The organism is Rodentibacter trehalosifermentans, from assembly GCF_002000545.1.
Taxonomy (GTDB): domain Bacteria; phylum Pseudomonadota; class Gammaproteobacteria; order Enterobacterales; family Pasteurellaceae; genus Rodentibacter; species Rodentibacter trehalosifermentans.
The window spans coordinates 1-23718 of sequence record NZ_MLHL01000025.1 but is presented as its reverse complement, the minus strand read 5'-3'; the positions used below and the strand labels follow the sequence as shown (position 1 = coordinate 23718).

21 protein-coding genes and 1 pseudogene are annotated in these 23718 nt (G+C 40.9%); 10 read left to right on the top strand and 12 right to left on the bottom strand.

Annotated features, from left to right (window positions below; genetic code table 11):
• The first annotated feature begins 63 nt into the window (after nt 1–63).
• The 3 genes from BKK52_RS05365 to bioD all read left to right on the top strand — a co-directional run bounded on the left by BKK52_RS05365 (nt 64) and on the right by bioD (nt 1822).
• On the top strand, nt 64–630 hold the full coding sequence (locus BKK52_RS05365) for a histone (RefSeq protein ID WP_077478155.1): 567 nt from the start codon (nt 64–66) through the stop codon (nt 628–630).
• A 62-nt stretch (nt 631–692) separates the two neighbouring features.
• Nucleotides 693–959, top strand: a complete 267-nt coding sequence (locus BKK52_RS05360; RefSeq protein ID WP_077478153.1) for a YcgL domain-containing protein — start codon at nt 693–695, stop codon at nt 957–959.
• Nucleotides 960–1090: 131 nt separating this feature from the next.
• Nucleotides 1091–1822, top strand: coding sequence for a dethiobiotin synthase (gene bioD / locus BKK52_RS05355; RefSeq protein ID WP_077473970.1), 732 nt, complete (start codon nt 1091–1093; stop codon nt 1820–1822).
• Nucleotides 1823–1855: 33 nt separating this feature from the next.
• Here bioD and BKK52_RS05350 read toward each other — a convergent pair whose 3' ends face one another.
• Nucleotides 1856–2719 (bottom strand): ABC transporter six-transmembrane domain-containing protein, encoded by an 864-nt coding sequence (locus tag BKK52_RS05350; RefSeq protein ID WP_242650042.1) that lies wholly within the window; start codon nt 2717–2719, stop codon nt 1856–1858.
• Nucleotides 2720–2861: 142 nt separating this feature from the next.
• On the opposite strand from BKK52_RS05350, the gene BKK52_RS05345 reads away from it, so the two are divergent.
• Nucleotides 2862–3290 (top strand): MarR family winged helix-turn-helix transcriptional regulator, encoded by a 429-nt coding sequence (locus BKK52_RS05345; protein WP_077473968.1) that lies wholly within the window; start codon nt 2862–2864, stop codon nt 3288–3290.
• A 36-nt stretch (nt 3291–3326) separates the two neighbouring features.
• Here the strand turns inward: BKK52_RS05345 and ppc are convergent, their stop codons facing one another.
• Nucleotides 3327–5966 carry a phosphoenolpyruvate carboxylase gene (gene ppc, locus BKK52_RS05340; protein WP_077473967.1) on the bottom strand — a complete coding sequence of 880 codons (2640 nt, stop codon included), beginning with the start codon at nt 5964–5966 and terminating at the stop codon, nt 3327–3329.
• 181 nt (nt 5967–6147) lie between these two features.
• Nucleotides 6148–7164, bottom strand: a complete 1017-nt coding sequence (gene purR / locus BKK52_RS05335; RefSeq protein WP_077478151.1) for an HTH-type transcriptional repressor PurR — start codon at nt 7162–7164, stop codon at nt 6148–6150.
• 376 nt (nt 7165–7540) lie between these two features.
• On the opposite strand from purR, the gene dapD reads away from it, so the two are divergent.
• Entirely contained in the window at nt 7541–8368 is an 828-nt protein-coding gene (gene dapD, locus BKK52_RS05330) for a 2,3,4,5-tetrahydropyridine-2,6-dicarboxylate N-succinyltransferase (protein ID WP_077417042.1), read from the top strand.
• 70 nt (nt 8369–8438) lie between these two features.
• On the opposite strand, the gene tehB is transcribed toward dapD, so the two are convergent.
• The 3 genes from tehB to metG form a co-directional block, all read right to left on the bottom strand.
• Entirely contained in the window at nt 8439–9299 is an 861-nt protein-coding gene (gene tehB, locus BKK52_RS05325; protein WP_077417040.1) for an SAM-dependent methyltransferase TehB, read from the bottom strand.
• A 92-nt stretch (nt 9300–9391) separates the two neighbouring features.
• Nucleotides 9392–10993 carry a multicopper oxidase CueO gene (gene cueO, locus BKK52_RS05320; protein ID WP_208606146.1) on the bottom strand — a complete coding sequence of 534 codons (1602 nt, stop codon included), beginning with the start codon at nt 10991–10993 and terminating at the stop codon, nt 9392–9394.
• Nucleotides 10994–11130: 137 nt separating this feature from the next.
• Entirely contained in the window at nt 11131–13179 is a 2049-nt protein-coding gene (metG, locus tag BKK52_RS05315) for a methionine--tRNA ligase (RefSeq protein ID WP_077478149.1), read from the bottom strand.
• A gap of 157 nt (nt 13180–13336) precedes the next feature.
• On the opposite strand from metG, the gene apbC reads away from it, so the two are divergent.
• Complete coding sequence (apbC, locus tag BKK52_RS05310; protein WP_077417036.1) at nt 13337–14449, top strand: iron-sulfur cluster carrier protein ApbC; 1113 nt, start codon at nt 13337–13339, stop codon at nt 14447–14449.
• 171 nt (nt 14450–14620) lie between these two features.
• Nucleotides 14621–15574, top strand: a pseudogene (gene add / locus BKK52_RS05305) (adenosine deaminase).
• 69 nt (nt 15575–15643) lie between these two features.
• Here add and ppnN read toward each other — a convergent pair.
• From ppnN to BKK52_RS05275, 6 genes are read right to left on the bottom strand one after another with little or no spacing between them, the layout of a single operon-like run.
• The gene (gene ppnN, locus BKK52_RS05300) at nt 15644–16999 is read right to left on the bottom strand and encodes a nucleotide 5'-monophosphate nucleosidase PpnN (RefSeq protein WP_077420562.1); all 1356 of its coding nucleotides are present in this window, start codon (nt 16997–16999) and stop codon (nt 15644–15646) included.
• Between the two features lie 10 nt (nt 17000–17009).
• Entirely contained in the window at nt 17010–17846 is an 837-nt protein-coding gene (queF, locus tag BKK52_RS05295; protein WP_167367921.1) for an NADPH-dependent 7-cyano-7-deazaguanine reductase QueF, read from the bottom strand.
• Between the two features lie 15 nt (nt 17847–17861).
• A complete protein-coding gene (locus tag BKK52_RS05290) occupies nt 17862–18647 on the bottom strand; it encodes a Zn-ribbon-containing protein (protein ID WP_077420558.1) in 786 nt (261 codons plus the stop codon).
• Entirely contained in the window at nt 18638–19018 is a 381-nt protein-coding gene (locus BKK52_RS05285; RefSeq protein ID WP_077420556.1) for a SufE family protein, read from the bottom strand. The genes BKK52_RS05290 and BKK52_RS05285 overlap by 10 nt, the downstream gene beginning before the upstream one ends.
• A complete protein-coding gene (locus tag BKK52_RS05280; protein WP_077420554.1) occupies nt 19015–20214 on the bottom strand; it encodes a cysteine desulfurase in 1200 nt (399 codons plus the stop codon). The genes BKK52_RS05285 and BKK52_RS05280 overlap by 4 nt, the downstream gene beginning before the upstream one ends.
• Nucleotides 20204–20692 carry a thermonuclease family protein gene (locus BKK52_RS05275; protein ID WP_077420552.1) on the bottom strand — a complete coding sequence of 163 codons (489 nt, stop codon included), beginning with the start codon at nt 20690–20692 and terminating at the stop codon, nt 20204–20206. Before BKK52_RS05275 ends, BKK52_RS05280 begins: the two co-directional genes overlap by 11 nt.
• 222 nt (nt 20693–20914) lie before the next feature.
• On the opposite strand from BKK52_RS05275, the gene BKK52_RS05270 reads away from it, so the two are divergent.
• The 3 genes from BKK52_RS05270 to BKK52_RS05260 are packed head-to-tail and all read left to right on the top strand — an operon-like array spanning nt 20915 to nt 23400.
• The gene (locus tag BKK52_RS05270; RefSeq protein WP_077420550.1) at nt 20915–21340 is read left to right on the top strand and encodes a CidA/LrgA family protein; all 426 of its coding nucleotides are present in this window, start codon (nt 20915–20917) and stop codon (nt 21338–21340) included.
• A 6-nt stretch (nt 21341–21346) separates the two neighbouring features.
• A complete protein-coding gene (locus BKK52_RS05265; protein ID WP_077473963.1) occupies nt 21347–22042 on the top strand; it encodes a CidB/LrgB family autolysis modulator in 696 nt (231 codons plus the stop codon).
• Between the two features lie 5 nt (nt 22043–22047).
• The gene (locus tag BKK52_RS05260; RefSeq protein WP_077420546.1) at nt 22048–23400 is read left to right on the top strand and encodes an anti-phage deoxyguanosine triphosphatase; all 1353 of its coding nucleotides are present in this window, start codon (nt 22048–22050) and stop codon (nt 23398–23400) included.
• Nucleotides 23401–23718 lie beyond the last annotated feature (318 nt).

Genomic DNA, 23718 nt, shown 5'->3' with positions numbered 1-23718 from the left:
GTAAACTACGTCGCGCAACCTTAATAGGTTTTCCCGTTTATTTCATTCAATAGGAGATTAAAAATGAAAAAATCAGCATTAGCCGCATTAGTACTTGGTGCAAGTTTAGCTGTAACCGGTTGTTTTGATAAACAAGAGGCAACTCAAAAAGTGGAAGACGCTAAAGAAGCGGCAACGAGCGCCGTCACTGAAGTGAAAGATGCCGCAGTGAATGCCGCATCCGATGTAAAAGATTCTGCAAAACAAGCAGTTGCGGATGTAAAAGATGCGGCAGCCAATGCAATGGATTCTGCTAAATCTGTGGCTGAAGATGCCAAAAATGCTGCAATGGATAAAGTATCTGAAGTTAAAGATGCGGCTGTAGCCAAAGTTGAAGAAGCAAAAGATGCAGCTGTCAACAAAATGGAAGAAATGACAAATAAAGCATCAGATAAAGCTACTGAAATGAAAGATGCGGCGGTCAGCAAAATGGAAGAGATGACAAATAAGGCATCAGATAAAGCAGCTGAAATGAAAGAGGCGGCAACGACAAAAATGGATGAAGCAAAAGAAGCCGTATCTTCAATGAAAGATGCAGCAACTGAAAAAGCGGCAGAAGCCGTAGATGCGGTAAAAGATGCAGCAAAATAAGTATGTAAAATACAAAATCCCTGCCCTATTTGGCGGGGATTTTCTTTTTGGGGAGAAAAATAATGCTTTGTACGATCTATAGAAGCCGAAAAAAACCGGGCAGCTACCTTTATATTCAAAAACGTGATGATTTTTCTTCAATTCCATCTGCACTGTTAGAACATTTTGGCAAGCCTGAATTGGTGATGATGTTTAATTTAGCCGGTAATAAATCACTTCACAATGCTGATAAAAATGAAGTACGTGAAAAAATTATCGCACAAGGGTTTTATTTACAAATGCCGAAACAAGATGATGGCTTATTTAATAGTTTGAGTGAGATCAAATAATCGTTAAATTTTTGTTAGAAAAGTAATAAATTTTGCGTTAACTCAAATTTTTATCCAAGAATACTTTTAAAATCATCCGCACTTTGAAGCTGTTGCTTTTCAGCCTAAATGAGAAGATTTAAGGAGAAAATATGAGTAGCTTTTTTATTACCGGAACAGATACCGATGTAGGTAAAACTACTGCTTGCCGGGCAATTATTCAAGCTCTACAAAGTCGAGGGGTAAATATTGTCGGTTTTAAACCCATTGCTTGTAATGCAGAAGAAAGTATTTATCCGACAGTGCGGGAGCAGAACGTCATTTCCGATTACGATAATAAAGAAAATACGGATGTTTTGGTTTTGATGAACTCAACCAAGCAAAGTGTGACCTATGAGGAAATTAATAGTTATACCTTTAACCATAGTCTGCCAATGTTGGTTGAAAGCAAGTCTCGCATTAAACTGGATAAAATTAATGCTATGCTTGATAAATTATGTCAAAAATATCAATCGGTTGCGGTCGAGGGGGCGTTTGGATTGCTCACACCGATGACAGAGGGAAAAGGTTTTGCCGATTGGGTTAAGGAACAAAAAATGCCTATTGTTTTGGTCGTGGGTATTAAAGACGGTTGTATTAGCCATGCTTTATTAACGGTGCAAGCCATTCGTAGTCTAGGTGTGCCCTTATTAGGCTGGGTCGCCAATCGAATCAACCCGCTTTTAGGGCATTATGCGGAAATCATTGATTTCTTAGAGAAAAATATTGATGCCCCCTTATTAGGCAAAATTCCTTATCTTCACAAACCGGAAACCCAAGAGCTGGGACAATATCTTACAAATATTGATCGATTATTGTATATGCAAACGGAGCAGGTAAAGTAAAGGATAAAAGTGCGGTCAAATTCCTTGGTGTTTTTATTGCACCTCAACCCGTTTACCAATATCTCTTAAATTGGAAAATTGCTCCATTAATCTCGGGGCATCATCAAGACTTATGGCAAAAGTCCAGAGATAGGTCATCACCGCATAAATATGCCCGGCTTGCACACCCTCGGTCATAGCTAAATGAACGACTGTCACACCAAATAAAATTGCTGAAGCCACGCCAATCCACAAATAGCCTGCCGCTTCACGATTTGATAGACGAATGCGTAATATAGCGAGCCAATCATAGTGCTTGTTTAGGTGGTAATGGCTTTTTTGTTCAATCACATTCACCTCTTTTTCTAAACGATTATTGAGCTTTAAATAAAGCAAATCGTTGGTTTTAGCATATTTAGGCAACATCAACCCAAAGCATATCAAAATGAAACAAGCGGTTACCCCAGACCAAAATTCTAACCACAACAGCATGATTGCCGCCCCCATAATAGAAAAGCCGGACATAATAAGTGTGGGTAAATGTTGCTCAAAGAAATCCACAAATTGACGCGAGAGTGCCACACGCGCTGCAATGGCTGATTTATCTAATCCTTTCTCTCGCTGGTTTAATATCACAGGAACGGCAAGTTCTGCATAAATACGGGCAAAAGCGCGTGTATCAACCGCACGCCGTGCCGCCCCTATTGTCCAAATGATGAATACAACAAGTGAATAGGTTAGTGATAATGCTACATTACCACTCATCATCGCATTTACCGCAAAGCTGCCAAAAAGCGGATAGGTAATAAAAAGAATATTCTCTAAAGCGACAAATCCAAAAGTAAAAAAGAGTCGTTTTTTGTTGTTTTTTGCAATCGATTTAATATTGTCTAATGCACCGAAATTGATTTGTTCCACTCGTATTATCCTATTGTAAAGTCCTAAATATTACTAATTTTTAGATCTTAGTCTTAAAAATGACTAAAATCAAGTAAATTTTAGGACTATTCTTAGATTAAATATGCTAGAATAATGAGTTTTTAGTAGAAGGAGATAACCAATGAATCATTTTGATCAACTCGGCAAGCAAGTTTCAGAAATGGATGATTTGCTTGATAGTTGGGTAAAGAAATTAGGGATAAACTATCACCATTTTGCTGTACTTTATAGCTTATCTCATGCCGAAAACGGACAATGCACACAAAAACAGATTGGCGAGGAATGGTATGTGCCAAAACAAACCATATTCAATATTTGTAAGGAATATCGTGAGAAAGGCTGGATTGAATTTTTTGAAAGCCAAAGTGATAAACGTGAAAAAATGATGCGATTAACCGAATTAGGCAAACAACAGGCAGAGCCAATTTATCAAGCGACAATCGCCTTATTTGAAAAAATATTTAATACACTTGGAAAACAAAAAACCACTCAATTATTTACCTTGATAGGCGAGCTTAATCAAATTTGGCGGGCGGAAATTGAAAACTGAAAAAGTGCGGTTGAATTTAACCGCACTTTTTCTCGACTAACCCGTATTACGCATTCCTGCGGCAATGCCAGTGATGGTGATCATCAAGGCTTGTTCCACATCCGGGTTTGGGCTATCCGGGTTTTCACGGAAGCGGTGGAGGAGTTCCACTTGGAGAAGATTAAGCGGATCGGTGTAAATGTTGCGTAAGGCAATCGATTCGGCAATCCACGGTAAATCGGACATCAGTTCATTACGGTGAGAAAGGGAAAGCACCGTTTGAATATCCGCTTGCAATTGTTGGCGTAGATTTTCGCCTAAATACCAAAGTTCTTTTTTCACTAAACGTTGGTCATATTGCTGTGAAAGCCAGAGGTCTGCTTTGCTAAATACCATTTCTAACATCCCAATTCGGGTGGAGAAAAATGGCCAGGTTTGGCACATTTCTTCAATGCTCTCACCTTTGCCGTTTTCAATGACTTGACGCACAGAAGCACCGGCGCCTAGCCATGCCGGTAACATAAGGCGATTTTGCATCCAAGCGAAAATCCAAGGAATAGCTCGAAGGCTTTCAACGCCACCATTCGGATTGCGTTTTGCCGGGCGTGACCCTAGTGGCAATTTAGAAAGTTCTTGTTCCGGTGTGGCACTACGGAAGTAAGGGACAAAATCTTTATCGCCCCGCACTACATCACGGTAGATTTTGCAAGAAATGGTGGAAAGTTCATCCATAATGTCACGCCATTGCGCTTTAGGTTCAGGCGGTGGCAGGAGGTTAGCCTCTAAAATAGCGCTGGCATAAAGGTCGAAGGTTTCCACTGCCACAGCAGGTAAACCCAGTTTGAAGCGGATCATTTCCCCTTGTTCTGTAACGCGTAAGCCATTTTTTAATGAGCGGGGCGGTTGGGAAAGGAGGGCGGCATGCGCCGGTGCACCACCACGGCCGATTGTGCCGCCACGTCCGTGGAATAAGGTGAGTTCGATGCCTAGTTTTTCCGTTAAATTTACTAAAGCTTCTTGAGCACGATATTGCACCCAAGAAGCTGCCATCATGCCGGCATCTTTGGCAGAATCCGAATAGCCGATCATCACCATTTGGCGGTTGTTGATGACACCTCGATACCAGCCAATATTAAAGAGTTGTGTCATCACTTCTTCTGCGGCATCTAAATCGTCTAAGGTTTCAAAAAGCGGTACCACAGGGATATGGTGGGAAACCCCCGCTTCTTTTAATAATAAATGAACGGCAAGCACATCGGAGGCACTGCGCGCCATAGAGATCACATAACAAGCAATCACCCCTTGTTTTTGGGCGGCAACCACTTTACAAGTATCTAAAATTTCTTGTGTTTCCGCCGAAGGTGTCCAATTTTGAGGAATGAGTGGACGGCGTGAACTTAATTCACGAATTAAGAACGCTTGTTTGTCTTCTTCTGTCCATTGGGAATAATCGCCTAAGCCGATATAGCGGGTGATTTCTGCAATGGCATCGGTATGACGGGTGCTTTCTTGACGAATATCCATTTGTGACAAGGTGACGCCAAAGCAACGAATGCGGTGTAAAATATCAAGCAATGAGCCGTTTGCAATAATCCGCATACCGCATGCCATAAGGGATTGATAACAATCATAAAGAGGTTCCCAAAGTTGGTTATCCTCTAAAATAATGTCATTTTCTGTGACACGAGGCAGACGCTCGGCAAGGAGATCATCAAAATAGGCAAGGGTTGTGGTGAGTTTGCTGCGTAAGTCTTTTACTACCACACGATAAGGCTCTAAATGATCGCCATATTTTGCTCGAAATTCATCGGTACATTTCACCATAGAAAGCTCATCGGCAAGTTTGCTGATATCTTGAAGGAATAAATCAGCCGCTTTCCAACGGGCAAAATTGAGTACTTTTCGGGTGATTTGAGCTGTCACAAATGGATTGCCATCACGGTCGCCCCCCATCCAAGAAGAAATGCGTACAGGTTTTAGCCCCACCGGTAAATCATCACCTAAAAATTCACGGGCATTTTCATTTAGCTGACGAAGAAATTCCGGTACAGCCTGCCAGAGGCTGTTTTCCAACATCGCAAAGCCCCATTTGGCTTCATCAAAAGGGGTTGGACGAACGGTGCGGATTTCATTGGTATGCCAAGCTTCGGCAATTAAGCGAAGAAGCAGGCGCTCAATGATGCTTCGTTCTTTAGGTGTCAGATCACCGTGTTCTAATTTGCTTAAACATTTGTTGATTTCAACATGTTTATGGATAAGTGAACGGCGGGTCGTTTCTGTTGGGTGTGCCGTCAACACCAGTTCGATTAAGAGTTTCTCAATGGTTTTATAAACTGCTTCTTTTGACGCATTTTCCGCTTTTAAACGGGTAAATAGCGCATGTAAAGAACGCTCTGAAGGGGCTTTTTGTAAATGTTCACGAGAGATCGTTTGATACTGTTCAGCGATATTGGTGAGGTTCAAAAATTGGCTGAATGCACGGGCTACAGGAATGATATTATCCGTTGAAATGTTTGCCAAGGTTTCAAGCAAGGCTTGACGTGCTTTGTCGTCTCCTGCCCGGGAATCACGGGATAATTTGCGGATATTTTCAATCAGTTCAAGAATATCTGCACCTTGTGCATCGTTAATGGTTTCGCCGAGAAAACGTCCTAACATATTGATGTTATTACGCAGAGTTGCATACTCTTGTGTCATAAAAAAACTCCTAAAATTGAAGTAAAAAAATAAAACAGGCGTAGATATAACTAAAAATAGGTGTTCGGTCAAACGCTATAAGAAAAAAGATTGATAAAAAACAAGAAAATTGAATATTCTTAAAAAAATAACCGCACTTTCTAAAGGTTATGTAAAAAGTGCAGTCATTTTTTAGTGAATTTTATGAAATGCTTTTCACCGATTTTCTGATAACCAGTTCGGGGTGGATGTCAATTCGGCTTTGAGATTGTGGTGAATTCTCAGTATCTTTTTGTGAAATACGTTCAAATAATAAATTCACTGCCTGTGCACCAAGGCGTGATTTAGACTGATGAATTGTGGTTAAAGGTGGTGCATAAAAACGTGAGGAATGAATATTATCGTAACCAATAATTGAAATATCCTCGGGCACTCGCAAGCCTTTTTCTGTAATGGCAGAAATTGCCCCTAGAGCCATCACATCGTTACAGCAAAACACGGCAGTAGGGTGGTTGGTTTGGTTAAGAATTTTATTCATACATTCATAGCCGTCTTCCGGTTCAAAATAGCCTTCCGCTACCCAATCTTTATTGATGCTTAAATGGGATTCTTTCATGGCTTTCTCAAACCCTTCATAGCGGGTTCTGGCTGTTGTTTTGGTGAGTTCACCGGCGATAATACCAATTTTTTGATGGCCGCAATCAATTAAATATTTTGTTGCCAAATAACCACCGGTGAAGCTGTTATCCTCAATGATATCGGTATTACCATTTGGGCCCCAATCCATCACAACCATCGGCACTGAGGAAAAATTGACCAGTAAATTTAGGGAGGTTTGCGTGTATTCGGAACACATCACCAATAAGCCATCCACTCGTTTTTTTGCCAACATTTCTAAGTGATTTTTAATTTTTTCAGGATCATTTTGTGTGTTACACAAAAAAAGGGAATAACCTTGGCGATAGCAATGTTCTTCTACTGCGTGAATAATTTCGGCAAAGTAGGGGGCTTCACTGGTGGTGACGATCATGCCAATGGATTTCGTGGTGTTGACTTTTAGGCTTCTTGCCACGGCACTTGGAGAATATTTTAAGGTTTTAATCGCATGTTGAACGGCTTCTTCTGTTTCTTTTGCAACAAATCGGGTTTTATTAATTACATGGGAAACCGTGGTGGTGGAAACGCCAGCCATTTTTGCCACATCTTTAATCGTTGCCATAGTTGATTTTCCTTAAAAAAATTTTTCCCATTATAAGGATTGTTTAAGAATAGTTAAGTGGAGAACAAAAATTTTTTAAAAAAAGGTCGTTTTTTTTCTTTTTCTTGTTAGAATGGCGGGGATTCAACATCAATTTAAGGAGAAAACAATGAGTGATTTAGGTTATGCGGTGGTTTCCGCGGCGTTAGTTATGGCTTTTCTATTTGGCTTAACATTCGCTATCTTTTAATTAAATTAACGAGATAGCTTTTCTTATCACTTATCACCGCACTTTGGGTTGTCAAAGTGCGGTGATTTTTTTCGGTGTTTTTTGCTTGAGGATTAAAAATATGGTAAAACTAGCGCCGTTTTATTCATTAACGAAATAGGAAGTACCATGTCAAATTTACAAGCAATTATTGAGTCCGCCTTTGAAAAACGTGCAGAAATTACGCCAAAAACGGTGGATGCAGAAACTCGTGCTGCGATTGAAGAAGTGATTGAAGGTTTAGATAGCGGCAAATATCGTGTTGCAGAAAAAATTGATGGGGAGTGGGTTACTCACCAATGGTTAAAAAAAGCGGTATTGCTTTCATTCCGTATCAATGACAACGAAATGATTGATGGGGCAGAAACCAAATATTACGACAAAGTGGCATTAAAATTTGCCGATTACACGGAAGAACGTTTCCAACAAGAGGGCTTCCGTGTGGTACCATCTGCCACCGTGCGTAAAGGCGCCTATATTTCGAAAAACTGTGTGTTAATGCCGTCTTATGTCAATATCGGGGCTTATGTGGGCGAGGGTACGATGGTCGATACTTGGGCAACAGTAGGTTCTTGCGCACAAATCGGTAAAAACGTTCACTTATCTGGTGGTGTCGGCATTGGAGGGGTATTAGAACCATTACAAGCCAATCCAACTATCATTGGTGACAACTGCTTTATCGGCGCACGTTCTGAAGTGGTGGAAGGGGTGATTGTTGAAGACGGTTGTGTGATTTCAATGGGGGTATTCATCGGTCAATCCACGAAAATTTATGATCGTGAAACCGGTGAAATCCATTACGGCCGTGTACCGGCAGGATCGGTGGTGGTTTCCGGTAGCCTTCCGTCAAAATGTGGTAAATATAGCCTTTACTGTGCGGTGATCGTGAAAAAAGTGGATGCGAAAACCCTCGGTAAAGTCGGTATTAACGAGTTATTACGTTCTATCGAAGAATAATTAAAAATTTTCTCAAAAAAACCGCACTTTGTTGTCACAAAATGCGGTTTTTTCTTTTATCAGCAATGGATTATTTCTTTTTGGCTAACATTGTCACAAATTTCATTTTAATGCGATTGCCGTTTTCATCAGTTTTGTGTAGTTCGCCCATTTCTTCGTTGTATTTAATCAATTCCCAGCCTTGGTAATAATTCTTCAATTCATTTTCTTGGAAGGTGAAAGAAAAAGGCATCGGACAAGGCACATCCTCTGTGGACATCGCAGCAACAATTAAATTGTATCCACCGATATTGGTATGTTCCTGCATATTGTGAATAATTGCCGGTATGTGTTCTCGGTTTAAAAACATAAATACCACAGTAGAAAGAATAAAATCGTAATTTTCCTGAATATTCGCAGTGTTAATATCATAAAGTGCGGTTGAGATGTTGAGATTTTCTTTGTCCTTGGTTTCATTTAGGAAAGCTAGGCTATTGGCATTATGATCCCAAGCGGTAACATTAAACCCAAGTAAACTTAAGAAAAGGGAATTTCGTCCTTGTCCACAACCGAGATCGAGGGTTTTGCACGGTTTGATGATATTAACCGCATTTTTTACTTCAGAATGGGTGGCTGTCATATTGTATTTTTTGTTGAAGTAATCTTCTTTTTTACAATAAAACCCAAGGGTACATTCTAAATCCTCTGTTAAGGCTTCCACTCGATGCCAAGCTTGTGGTTCGACAAAAGGTGTTTCTGTTTCCGCAGTGAAAATATGTTCTGCAATCACATCGCCTTGTTCGGTTAATTCATAAAATTTTAGTTTTCCTTTTAATACGGTGATTTTTCCCCAAGTACCGACTTTAGTGTTATGCTTTTCTTGAAACATTTGGGGCAGTTTGTCTTTTGTCCAAATCGGCATTTGTTTATAACAGATTAATTCGTTTTTCATTGTGGTTCTCCAATAAATTACTTAGGGTTTGTGAGTGTTTTATTTTTTGCTTATGCATCGGTAAAATTGCCACAAATCCTCTTTATTTACCATTATTTTTCAACGGCAAACGCCAACATCATACCGGTATCTTCGTGTTCCAATACATGACAATGAGCCATATAAGGCGCTTGTTCCCCGGCTAAATAATCAAATTTAACCAGCACTTCGCTGATACTCCCATTCACACTGACAGTGTCTTTCCAACCTTGACGGTGAACAGCAGGTGGTTTTCCATTTTCAGTCAGAATACGGAATTGCGTGCCGTGGATATGGAATGGGTGCAGCATCATATCACCTTCTCCGGAAATAACCCATTTTTCATATTGTCCTTGTTTGGCACTGAATACTGGGTGGTGATGGAAACTTTGTCCGTTAATGCGATTTGCCGTCCAAATATCCAATGTTTCCTTTTTATGCGTCATATCACCATCATGTTTCATATGTTGCATATGCATATCCTGCGACATTGGCATTGAGTGATCCGGCATAGCGTGATTTGACATATCCGTATGATGCATCATATTCATACCTTGATGACCGTATTTTTGCATAAATAATTGCATACCTTGGTGATCTAATTCCGGATCCATCGTGAGTTGGAAATGACGTACCACAATATCTTTCGGGATTTCTACTTTCGGTAACGCCGCTAATGTTGTCGGTAAATTGCCTTGTCCTTTTTGTAATGTCGTTTCCAAACTTAATAGCGGGAGTTTTTGATCGAACGGAGGCAATCCCATACCCATTTGATCCACCGGTAAACTGACTAAATCCACGGACTTACCGTCACTCAAATCAATCAATACTTCGAAACGTTCCCCCATAAGGATTTCCAATTCATTCACTTTTATTGGTTCACTCAAAAATCCGCCGTCACTAGCGATAACATACATCGGTCGTTCATCACCGGTAGCTATTTTTAGTGAACGGGCATTACAGCCGTTAAGTAAGCGTAAACGCACCCAGCCTTTTGGTGCGATATGTTTCGGATATTGCACTCCGTTTGTCAGCATGGTATCGCCAAACCAACCAAGGCTTGCGGTTAGTAAATCAATTTTATAATCAATCTGACCTTGTTCATCAAAACGTTTATCTTGCAAGATGACGGGAATATCATCGACGCCCCATTGTTTCGGTAGCGGTAATGTTGAACTTAATTCGTCTTCAATCAAAAATAAACCGGCTAATCCCATTGCCACCTGGTAGCCCGTTCTGCGATGGGGGTGGGGGTGAAACCAACAGGTAGATGCCCGTTGATTAACGGTAAATTTCGCCTGATATTGTTGTGCCGGTTTAATAATTGCCTGTGGGCCGCCGTCAACGTCACCCGGAATTTCCAATCCATGCCAATGTACGGTTGTTTCTTCCGGTAAATTATTTTGAATATTTACCCGCACTTCTTGTCCTGATTTTACCCGAATTGCCGGTCCTAGCAAGCTACCATTGTAGCCCCAAGTTGCGGTTTTATGTTGCCCGAATTGGCTAGTGCCTTGTTCCACCGATAAGTGAATTTCCCCTTTATCGGCTTCCAATAGTGTTGGAATAGGCAATATGGCTTGTTTTTCTTTCGCCCAAACCCATTTTATCGGTGTCGCTGCCATTGCAATAAAAAGTGCGCTGTGTTTTAGAAATTTTCTCCGTTGCATCATCATTTTCTCCGCTAAATATTGAATCGGTGGCAAGGATAAGGCTTAACCTTAGGTTAAGGTCAAGAGGGAATTGTATGATATTGAATAAATTTTTGAGAAAGAAAAAGGCGGTCAATGCCGCCTAATTTGTATTGAATGAATTATTTTACCTGCATGCCGGCTGTGACACCACTGTCTGCAGAGAGTAAGAATAAATCACTACCACCTGTGCCGGCAGAAAGAATCATGCCTTCCGATATACCGAATTTCATTTTTCTTGGCGCAAGATTTGCCACCATAATCACAAACCGACCTTCTAATTCTTCCGGTTTGTTATAAGCCGCTTTAATGCCTGAGAAAACTTGGCGGGTATGATCACCAAGATCCAATTCAAAACGTAAAAGTTTATTAGATTCCGGCACGGCTTCGCATTTCAACACTTTGGCAACCCGCATATCTAATTTTGCAAAATCATCAATGGTGATCGTTTCAGCAATCGGTTCGATATGAGAAAGTGCGGTCGATTTTGATGCTGTTTTTTCCGCAGTCTGATTGCTTTGTGCAAACAAGGCTTTGGTTTCATTAATTACCGCATCAATTTGTTTTTTCTCTAAACGGGAGAACAGGGCTTTGAACGGTGAAAGGGTATGACCCAGTAACGGTTGAGCGAGATTGTCCCAAGCTAATTCACTTTGCAAGAACGCTTCTGAGCGTTCAGCCAGTTTGGGTAATACCGGTTTTAAGTAGGTCATTAAAATACGGAAGAGTTCAATGCCCATGGAGCAAACCGCTTGTAGCTCGGCTTCTTTACCTTCCTCTTTGGCAATCACCCAAGGGGCTTTATCATCAATGTATTTATTGGCTTTATCTGCCAAGGCCATAATTTCACGGATCGCTTTATTAAATTCGCGGGTTTCATAATAGGTGGCGATTTGTTCAGTTCGTGCAGTAAACTCGGTAAATAATGCCTCATCTTCCAATTTATCGGCTAATTTTCCGTTAAAACGTTTTGCGATAAAACTCGCATTACGAGAGGCTAAATTCACTAATTTGTTAACGATATCCGTGTTTACCCGTTGAACGAAATCCTCTAAATTAAAATCTAAATCTTCAATGCGATTATTGATTTTTGCCGCATAGTAATAACGCAAGCACTCAGGATCAATGTGGTTCAAATAGGTGCTGGCTTGAATGAACGTGCCACGGGATTTTGACATTTTCGCCCCATCGACAGTGACATAACCATGGGCAAATACATTTGTTGGTTTACGATAGCCACTGCCTTCTAGCATGGCTGGCCAAAATAGACTGTGGAAATAGACGATATCTTTTCCAATAAAATGATAAAGTTCTGTCTCGCTGTTTTCTGCCCAAAATGCATTAAAATCAATGCCTTCACGATCACAAAGATTTTTGAACGATGCCATATAACCAATTGGTGCATCCAACCATACATAGAAGAATTTATCTTTTGCTCCCGGAATTTCAAAACCAAAATACGGCGCATCACGAGAAATATCCCATTGTTGTAAACCGCTTTCAAACCATTCTTGCATTTTGTTGGCGATTTCCGCTTGAAGAGAACCCGAATTTGTCCATTCTTTCAACATGCTTTCAAATGCCGGCAAATCAAAGAAAAAGTGTTCAGATTCTTTCACAATCGGTGTCGCACCGGATATTGCAGAACGAGGGTTAATTAAATCCATTGGACTATAAGTGGAAGCACAGACTTCACAGTTATCGCCATATTGATCTTCTGCTTTACATTTCGGGCAAGTTCCTTTCACAAAACGATCCGGCAAAAACATCTTTTTTTCCGGATCATAAAGTTGTTCAATCACTTTGCTTTTGATGAAACCCTTTGATTTTAATTTGTTATAAATTTCTGCGGTGATTTGTTTATTTTCTTCACTATGAGTGGAGTGATAGTTATCAAAACTGATATTAAAACCGGCAAAATCACGAATATGATCCGCTTTCGCTTTAGCGATCAATTCTTCCGGTGTCATGCCTAATTTATCGGCATTGAGCATAATTGGCGTACCATGGGCATCATCAGCACACACGAAATAAATCTTATTGCCACGCATACGTTGAAAACGCACCCAAATATCCGCTTGAATATGCTCGAGCATATGGCCTAAATGAATTGCACCATTAGCGTAAGGGAGGGCGCAAGTGACTAACATTTTACGGGGTTGAGTTGTCATTGTTGTTCTCTTTTATTACACAAAAAAATTGCCGTTATCTTACCTGAGAAAGGGTATTTTTTCTAGCTTGAAAAACTTTAGCTTAACAGACCGCACTTTCCGTGATTAAATATCCCGACTTATTTAGTCGATTTTGTATTTTTAAACAGGATATTTTATGACAATCTATTTTTCCGACAATCTGACGTCAACACAGCAAACCCAGCTTCAACAAGTTTTTCAGCAATTTCAACATCCTCATTTACAAAAAGATCTTCTTTCACTCAATGCCCTAAAAAAAGTCGAAAAAGGGGGCGAAACATTACGCATTGAATTACAACTTCCCTTTGCATGGAATAGTGGTGTAGCACAGCTTAAACAAGCCATTTCTGAAGAACTATTAAAAATCTCAGAGTGCAAAACGATCAAATGGGAGGTGAATTATCAAATTGCCACCCTAAAACGAGCGAATAATCAGCCTGCTGTAAAAGGGGTGAAGAATATTATTGCGGTAACCTCCGGTAAAGGTGGCGTGGGAAAATCCAGTGTTTCGGTGAATTTAGCCTTAGCATTACAAGCTCAAGGAGCGAGAGTGGGTATTTTAGATGCGGATATTTACGGTCCATCGATCCCTCATATGCTTGGCGTTCCTCATCAACGCCCAACATCTCCGGATAATCAACATATCACCCCCATTAAAGCGCACGGTTTATCGGCAAACTCTATTGGTTTTTTAATGGATGAAGACAGTGCCACTATTTGGCGTGGTCCAATGGCAAGCAGTGCATTAAGCCAACTACTCAATGAAACCCTATGGGATAGCTTGGATTATTTGGTTATTGATATGCCGCCCGGCACGGGAGATATTCAACTTACCCTGTCACAACAAATTCCTGTTACCGGTGCGGTGGTGGTGACCACACCGCAAGATATAGCCTTGCTTGATGCGGTAAAAGGGGTATCTATGTTTGAACGGGTATCTGTACCGGTACTAGGCATTGTAGAAAATATGTCGATGCATATTTGTAGCCAATGTGGGCATCACGAAGCCATTTTTGGCACCGGTGGGGCTGAAAAAATGGCGGAAAAATACAAGGTGAAAGTATTAGCACAGTTGCCGTTACATCTTCGTATCCGTGAAGATTTAGATGCTGGCAACCCAACTGTGGTGGCCGCTCCGGAAAGTGAAATCGCACAAGCTTTCCTACAATTGGCAGAGAAAATTTCCACCGAACTTTATTGGCAAGGATCGGTCATTCCAAGCGAGATTTTATTTAGAGAAGTGAAGTAGCAATAAGAGGGCTGTATTAACAGCTCTTTCTTGTTCTTCTTTTCTTTTAAGATTAAAATGCCTCGCAATTTTTTTCTAACATAATGATTGAGAATAACAATGAAAAATGTTGCGAAATATGGTCTGATTGATTTACACCTTCACCTAGACGGTTCACTTTCCCCCGAATGAATGGTTGAATGGGCGGAAAAACAAAATATCCCATTGCCTACCCAAAATATTGAACAACTTCTTTCTTTGGTTTCCGTTCCGCAAGATTGCACAGATCTTAATCAATACCTCAGTTGCTTTGAGATTCCCGTTTCTTTATTGCAAAGCACAGAAGCCATCAGTTCTGCGGTGTCTGATTTATTAAAACGCCTAGATCAACAAGGGTTGGCCTATGTTGAAATTCGTTTTGCCCCACAACTTCACACGTAAAAAGGTTTAACTCAATCACAAGTCGTAGAAGCAGCTCTATCGGGTTTGCAAGAGGGATTAACGGAAAGCCGATTATTTAAAGCCAATTTAATTTTGTGCTGTTTGCGCGGTATTGGTTCGCAAGAAGGGAATTTAGAAACCGTAAAAATGGCGAAAAAATACCTTTCAACAGGAAAAACCGGAGTGGTCGCCGTGGATTTAGCCGGCCCGGAAGCCGGTTATCCAACCATTGATTTTAAAAAGGAATTTGAGCTGGCAAAATCATTAAATGTGCCTTTTACTATTCACGCCGGTGAAGCTGCAGGGGCAGGAAATGTTCAACAAGCCATAGACCTTGGTGCAAGCCGAATCGGGCATGGTATTCGTGCGGCGGAATCAGAAGCGGTTATGCAATCTTTAGCCCATCGCTATATTGCTGTAGAAATGTGCCCTTGCAGCAATTTGCAAACCAAAGCCATCGACCAATTGAACAATTACCCGCTGCGAACCTTTTTAATGAAGGACATCATCGCCACCCTAAACACCGACAATATGACCGTTTCTCAAACCCATATTCAACAAGAATTTGAGTTATTGGCACGAGAATACCAATTAAACGAAACAGAGGCACAACAATTGCTTGAAAACGCCATCCGTGCCGCTTTTCTCAGTGAGGAAGAAAAAGTGAAATTAAAGGCGTATATTGAAAAACGCCTTGTTATTTAAGCCGTTAATCTAGCAATGTTTCTACATAATGAGATTTACCGAATTCACTTTACCCATCCTCACGGTATTTTACTTCACAATCTCATAACAAGGCTCATAGGCTTTGCCGGTAGGGAGTTTCATTCGGTGTTGTTGGATGAAATCTTGCAAGACGATGTCCACTTTTTCCATTAAAGTGCGGTCGCCTTTGAGTTTAAATTTACCGAGTTTGGCAATATCGTCCTGTGCTTGGGGTTTGATATTGCCGGCGACAATGCCGGAAAACACTTGGCGTAGGTTGGCGGTTAAATCCATTTGGGATTGGTCAAAATGCAAGGCTAAATTTGCCATATTTTCGTGGGTTGGCTCAAAAGGCTGTTGAAAACGAGGATCAATTTTTAGCGACCAGTTAAAGCCGTAAGCATCATTGGTTTGACGACGTTGAATTTTCACTTCTTCCATGGCTTTTTTCATATGGCGTGCCACTGTCACCGGATCATCAATCACAATGCTATACAGTTTTTGCGCTTCCTCGCCAAGGACTTCGCCAATAAAGCAATCGATCGTCGCAAAATAGTCGGTACTTTCTTTTGGGCCGGTTAGAATCACCGGTAAATGCTGGGCTTTATTTTCCGGATTAAGCTTCACACCAAGTATATAGAGCAATTCCTCAAATGTACCGGGGCCACCCGGAAAAATCAAAATACCGTGCCCCATTCGTACAAACGCCTCAAGGCGTTTTTCAATATCCGGCATAATAATCAGTTCATTGACTATTGGGTTAGGGGGTTCTGAGGCGATGATCGAAGGTTCGGTAATCCCCACAAAACGGCTATTTTTATAGCGTTGGTTGGCATGTCCAATGGCCGCCCCTTTCATTGGGGCTTCCATCACCCCCGTGCCACAACCGGTGATGATATTCATCTCTCGCAAGCCCAATTCTAATCCCACTTGGCGGCAATATTGGTATTCGATTTCACTGATTGAATGACCGCCCCAGCAGACAACTAAATTGGGTTGTTCGCCCACAATCAATGCCTTGGCGTTGCGTAAAATAGAGAAGACTTGATTGGTGATTTGTTTGCTGTCTTGTGCTGCCTTGCCTTGATGTAACACATTGACAAATAAAATATCCCGCAATACGGCAAAAAGATGATATTGAATATTGGCAATCATTTTATCATCGACAAAGGCACGCTCCGGTGGGTTATGCAGTTCTAAAGCCACCCCCCGTTCGCGCGCCACAAGATGAATATCAAAATCACGATATTGTTGTAGAAGTGCACGGCTATCATCGGTGATCGCACCGGAATTGAGCACGGCAAGGGAACAGTTTCGATAGAGTTGGTAGAGTTCCGATTGTGCGGTTTTGGTCAGGCATTCTACTTCCAGATGGGAAAGCAGCGCCATGCTGCCTTTCGGGTTGATAAAATGAATATTCGACATAATTATCCTTTTATTGTCTGGCTAAACGTAAATTTTCCGGTAGTGTTTCAAAGTTGGAACGGAAAGGGTTGATATCCAAGCCGCCACGGCGGGTATAGCGTGCATAAACCGTGAGTTTTTCGGGCTTGGCACAATGCATTAAATCGCAAAAAATGCGTTCGACACACTGCTCGTGAAATTCATTATGCTGTCGGAAAGAAACCACATAACGTAATAATTTTTCCCGATCAATTTTTTGTCCGATATAGTGGATTTGAAGTGAACCCCAGTCCGGTTGATTGGTAATTAAACAATTTGATTTTAATAAATGGCTAACTAAATATTCTTCGACAATCTCATCGGATATGCAATTTTTTAACCAATTCGCATTAAATTGATAGTCGGTAATTTCAATATCCTGTGCATCAATACATTCGCCTTGTAACCTTTCAATTTTTTGCAAATCGTAAAACTCAAGGGAATTTAACCGCACTTTCACATCTCCTTGGGCGCATTGGGCTAAATCCCGTCGCATTATTTGCGCCACTTGGTCGAAATCATCAAATTTACTTTGATTGAAGCTGTTCAAATAGAGTTTAAAACTTTTCGATTCAATTAAATATTGGCTTTGGTGATCCAAATAAATATCCGCTATTGCCACCTGTGGTATGCCTTTTTTATTTAACCAAGAAATTTCATAGGCTGTCCAAATATCCGCCCCAATGGTGAAAGGTTGAACTTGGCTGATGCCTAAGTCATCTCGATTTAACGCACGGGGGACAGCCTGTAATAACGTGCGGTCATATTCGCAGGCATAGTCGGTTTTTTGTCCAAGTTTTAGCGATGTTAAGTCGTAGTCTTTGTGCATTATTCCTTTTCCTGTTTATAAAAAATTCCACGAAATATTTGAGATTAAGCGACATTGATCGCATTTAAAATGAAAGATCTCAAAAAGCGGTGTCTTTAATGCCCAATTGCTACCACATTCAGGGCAGCGGCGTTGTTGCTCCGCTTCAAGGGATTTGCCGCCCACTCGATAGAGGTAATAATAGGTGGGAATTTGGCTGATTTTTTCGATTTCTTTTGCTAAATAGCGCCCGTGTTTCGTTAATGTGCTTTGATGATGTGCAATTTCATTTAAGGCATGCTGTTCTAATATCGCACCATTCATTTGAAGCTGATCGCAGGCTTGCCAGTTTTCCTGCCATTTCATCACATCTTGGCTTAAGTGTGGTTGGGTTTTTAGTTGTTTATAAAGGGGAATAGGGGAAAAATCTTCACCACTGTGGAGGGGAGAGCAACTTTGCAAATGGGTAGTATAAAGCAGCTGCCATTCAGGGTGAGTATTTTTTGTGGTGTAATCACTGTTGAGATCATCACCGATGATTTGAAACCCCTCAAAAATCAGACCGCACTTTTGGGCATTTGCAAGTGCATCATTGACTTCCTGATTATTATATTGGGGTAAAAGGCTGTCTTGTTCCGGGCAAATGACACGCATAGCAAAGCCTTGTTGCCTGTTTTCTTCCGCCAAATAGAGCGGAATTTCACGCCCGATAATTTGCCCGTTATAACGCCATTGGTCGATCACTGCATTGAGTAAACGGCTTTGCACGGCTATGTCGTTTTCAAGTGTGGTCAATTTGAAGAAAGTTTCGATCAAATACATTGCTGTTTTAACTGTTGTGCGATTTGATTTAAGCCATTTAAGCGGGTTTCGCTTAATCGTTGCGCAATGCCCAGTTCGGTGAAAAATGCGCTGAGATCAAATTGGCTTAATTCTTCGGTGTTTTTGCCATTGATCTTTTCCAGTAAAAGCCAAAGTAAACCGTTCATAATGCGGGCTTCGCTGAATGCTTTGAACTGAAAAGTGCGGTCATTTTGCGGGATAATTTGAAACCATAACTGTGCTTCACAACCGCTAATGGGTTGCATATTGGTGAGCTCATCATCAGCGGGACGAGGTAAATTTTTGCCTGCCTGAATAATCAAACGGTAGCGTTCTTCCCAGTTTTTTGCCTGTTTTAATTGTTCTATCATTGTAAAAGTTCCAAGGCTTTGTCTAATGCGGCGAAGAATTGTGCCACATCTTCCGGTGTATTGTAAGGGGCGAAAGAAAGACGGAGGGTTGTTCTTTCACCAAGTCTTGCCAAATAGGGTTGCGCGCAATGTTCCCCTACACGCAAAGCGATATGTTGTTCGCTTAATAAGGTCGCAAGATCCGAGCTGTCAATGCCGTTAAAGACAAAACACACTATGCTGCTTGGTTGGGGAGAGTTAAATAATCGGCAATTTGTTTCATTTTTTAACCGCACTTTGACGGATTCCGCCAAGGCGATGGCGTGTTGTTCGGCAGAAATACTATCCCATTGTGTTAACCAATCTAATACTGCATTAAAACCAATGACACCGGCAATATTCGGCGTGCCGGCTTCAAGGCGATAGGGCAGATCGGCAAAGGTGATGGCCTCAAGGGATACGCGATCTACCATTTTCCCGCCAAAAAAGAGCGGTTGTAGCCTTGAAAGTGCGGTCAGTTTCCCGCTTAAAACGCCAAGCCCGTTTGGGCCATAAAGTTTATGGGCGGAAAAAGCGAGAAAATCCACATCTAAATCTTGCACATCAATTTTTATATGGCTAATGGCTTGGGCGGCATCGACTAAAACAAGGGCATTGCTGTTTTGACGGACAGTTTGAATTAGGCGTTTAACAGGCTGTTCTGTGCCGGTGACATTGGAGACAAAATTTAAGGCGACTAACTTTGTGCGTTCATTTAAGGCATTTTTTAGTGCACTCTCATCAATGAGCCAATTATCCAACATCGGCAAAATTCGAACTTTGGCCCCACATTTTTTGGCAGTTTCATACCAAGTCACAAAATTCGCATGATGATCCGCTTGGCTTATTAGGATTTCATCGCCGGGTTTCAAATGGGGTAATAACCCATTTGCTACTAAATTAATGGCATGGGTGGTGCCAGAAGTCCAAATCACCGCTTTTTCATCTTCTGCATTAATAAGACTTTTTACTTGTGTGCGAGTCTTTTCATATTGGGCGGTTTGTTGAGCATCATATTGGCTACGGTGAACAGAGCCCGCCGAGGCATAAAATTCGGCTGTGCGCTCAATTAACACATTGGGTTTTAATGCGGTAGCCGCGTTATCTAAATAGACGCTGGCATTTGGGGTTTTAAAATAAGGAAAATGAGCTTTAAATAATTGATAATCAAAAGCCATATTTTCTCTCCTGTTTTCGCCATTGATAGGGGGGCGTCGGGAAACGATCAGCCCATAACCCTAATCGCTTTGTTTTTGCTGTTTGTTGTGCCTGTAAATATATGCTGTGGTTCAGAGCATGGTGATATGCCCAAGCCATACCGGATTTTACCATTTCAAGATTAATGTTTTTCCCATTGTAATACACCGTTGCCAGTGTCCGTTTATAGCGATCTTGGCCCGTTATTTTTAAACTCACTCTCTGTTTGTAAATGAAGGCAGAAAGACGCTGTTTGGCTTTCTTTCCAAAAGGCTGATGGCGTTCCGGCGCATCAATGTCTGCCAAACGCACTTTGACGGGCTTATTTCCCCTCATCAGGCAAGTGATGGTATCGCCATCACTGATTGCTACCACAAGACAAGTCTTGAGAGGGCGGGAATGGGCGGAAAGTGCGGTTAAAAAAAGTAGTGAAATTAAAATGATGATATTTTTTATCATAGTGTTAAAAATAAGCCCTGCATTGGGGCAAATGCGTATTCAATGTTTTATTAAAAAGACCGTTGGTTATTGTAGCAAATTACTGCGTAAATAAACTATAGCCTATGGATTTTGATCAAACGCATGAATTCCTGTGTTTTTCAAGAAAAAGGGTAGCAGAAGATGAGGCTATAGGCGTAAAATATTTTTTAAATTTTATTGGAAAAGTTGAAAAGGAAGAAGATGTTATCCAAGCCGTTTCTTTTGCTCCGTTCCTTATTGATTCTCTATATGATGCTTTATCTCGGCAATCAAATCGCCCATTTTATTCCCATTGGCGTACCCGGCAGTATTTGGGGATTATTGCTCCTTTTTGTTGGTTTGACGACAAAAATTATCCGTTTGGAATGGATTTATTTAGGCGCCAGTTTGTTAATTCGTTATATGGCGGTGTTGTTTGTTCCTGTGAGTGTGGGGATTATTAAATATTCCGATTTATTATGGGAGAAAATGAGCATTTTGATTATTCCGAATGTGATCAGTAGTTGTGTTACGCTTGTTTTGATCGGTATGCTGGCAAATAGCCTGTTTGAACGCCAATCCTTTCGTCATAAACGCAAAAAAGTCTTAGCCAAGCGTGCTATACAAGAAAAGAACCTAATGCAGTAGAGGAAAATGATGAATTACACGCTTTATCTTTATACCTTTTTAACCATTTTCGGATTTTGGCTTGCCCTACAGATTAATAAGCGTTGGAAATCCATTATTTTCAACTCATTTATTCTTACTGTGTTGATTTTAGTGGCGATTTTGGTGATGGGAAAAATTCCTTATGATGACTATATGCAAGGTAATGCGCCCATTAATCATTTATTGAGCCTAAGTATTGTCGCGCTTGCTTTACCCCTTTATGAACAACTCAGACAAATTGCCAGACAGTGGCGTATTATTCTCACGGTTGTCGTCCTTGCTTCTGTTTTTTCAATGTTTACCGGTGCGGTTCTTGCATTAATTTTAGGGGCAACACCGGATATGGTGGCAACAGTATTACCGAAATCGATTACGACACCAATTGCAATGGAAGTCTCTGCCCATTTAGGCGGTATTCCTGCCGTCACCGCAGTTGGGGTGGTGCTTGCAGGTTTACAAGGTTCGGTCTTTGGTTATGTCATATTGAAAAAAATCGGGTTACGTCATCAAGAAGCGATAGGTTTATCCGTCGGCGCAGTATCTCACGCATTAGGTACGGTAAGCTGTATGGAAATTCATCCCAAAGCGGGGAGCTATAGTTCGATTTCTTTAGTACTTTGTGGCATTATCAGTGCTATCCTTGCCCCTTTGGTGTTTAAAATGATTTATTTATTGGTATAAACTTGATGAAAAATAGCCTATCTCCTTATTGGACAGAACGATTTATTCCTGATTTACCCCGCGAAAAAGATCATCGTCCGCCATTTCGTCGAGATCGTGGTCGAATTTTACATTCTGCCGCATTTCGTTGCTTACAAGCCAAAACCCAAATTCATGCTATTGGTGAAAATGACTTTTATCGAACCCGTTTAACCCATTCCTTAGAAGTGGCACAAATTGGCAGTAGTTTGGTATCACAATTAAAATACCTTGAGGCATTCAGCCACTTATCCGAACAAGTAAATTGGGAACAAACCGAACTGCAAAAACAACTCAAAGGCTTGCTACCAAGTAATGATTTAATTGAAAGCCTTTGTTTTGCCCACGATATTGGTCATCCTCCTTTTGGACATGGTGGGGAAGTGGCGTTGAATTTTATGATGCATCAGCAAGGGGGCTTTGAAGGTAATGCACAAACCTTTCGTATTCTGACAAAACTTGAACCTTATACAGAAAATGCAGGAATGAATTTAACGCGCCGTACATTACTTGGCGTGATTAAATACCCAACCATTTTAGATAGTGCATCGCCACAATATGCGGATTTACCTCGTCTCACCCAAGTGGATGCCCGTTATGTCAAACTGAGCGATTGGAAACCAGGGAAAGGGATATTCCGTGATGATTTGGGGATGTTTCATTGGCTTTTACAGCCACTTTCCGAACATGATTGCTCGTTGTTTACCTCAGTACAAAAAGAGCGGTCAAATTCTGCGGCGTTTTTGAAAACCCGTTTTAAATCCCTCGATTGCAGCATTATGGAATTAGCCGATGATATTGCTTATGCCGTGCATGATTTAGAAGATGCCATTGTGACTAAAATGGTGAATCAACATCAGTGGGAAGAAGCCTATAGCGCATTAGCGGAAATTCCTTATCCATGGTTACAAGAAAATATCCAACAGATTAGCCAAGGGCTTTTTTCTGATAAACATTTTGAGCGGAAAAATGCCATTGGCGCCTTAGTCAATTTTTTTATTACTAATGTGCATTGGACGCTCACCGAGAATTTTGATGAACCTTTGTTACGTTATAACGCAGAATTACCGGGGCCTGTGGTGATGGCACTTGATGTGTTTAAAAAATTCGTTTGGCAATATGTGATCCGTAGCGTTGATACACAAAGAATCGAATACAAAGGGCAAAGAATGTTGACGGAAATGTTCCAAATTTTCGAATCCGATCCGATTCGCCTTTTACCACGCCATACTGCCGAAGAATGGCAAAATGCACCGAACGAACAGAAAAAACGTGTCATTTGTGATTATATTGCGAGTATGTCTGATGCCTATGCGATGAGAGTTTATCAACAGCTTTGATAAAATCGGGCGAAATTCGACCGCACTTTAAAGTGAGTAACTGGGGATAAATATTGAAGAGAAAAAAAACGCTATTCATTAGAATAGCGGAGGAGGTCTTAAAATAAGAAATTTAAAAAACTGCCTTATGCAGTGCACTAGCAACCTATCAGACTATGATTTTGTGCATTAGTTCATATTTCTTTAGAAAACTAAAAATTTTTAGGTGAGTAATAGTATCTAATTGTAGCGTAAGGCAAATAAAAAATACTGGTGCGAAAAAATGTTGGTGTGAAAAAGTGCGGTCGATAAAAACCACTATTTTTATCGACCGCACTT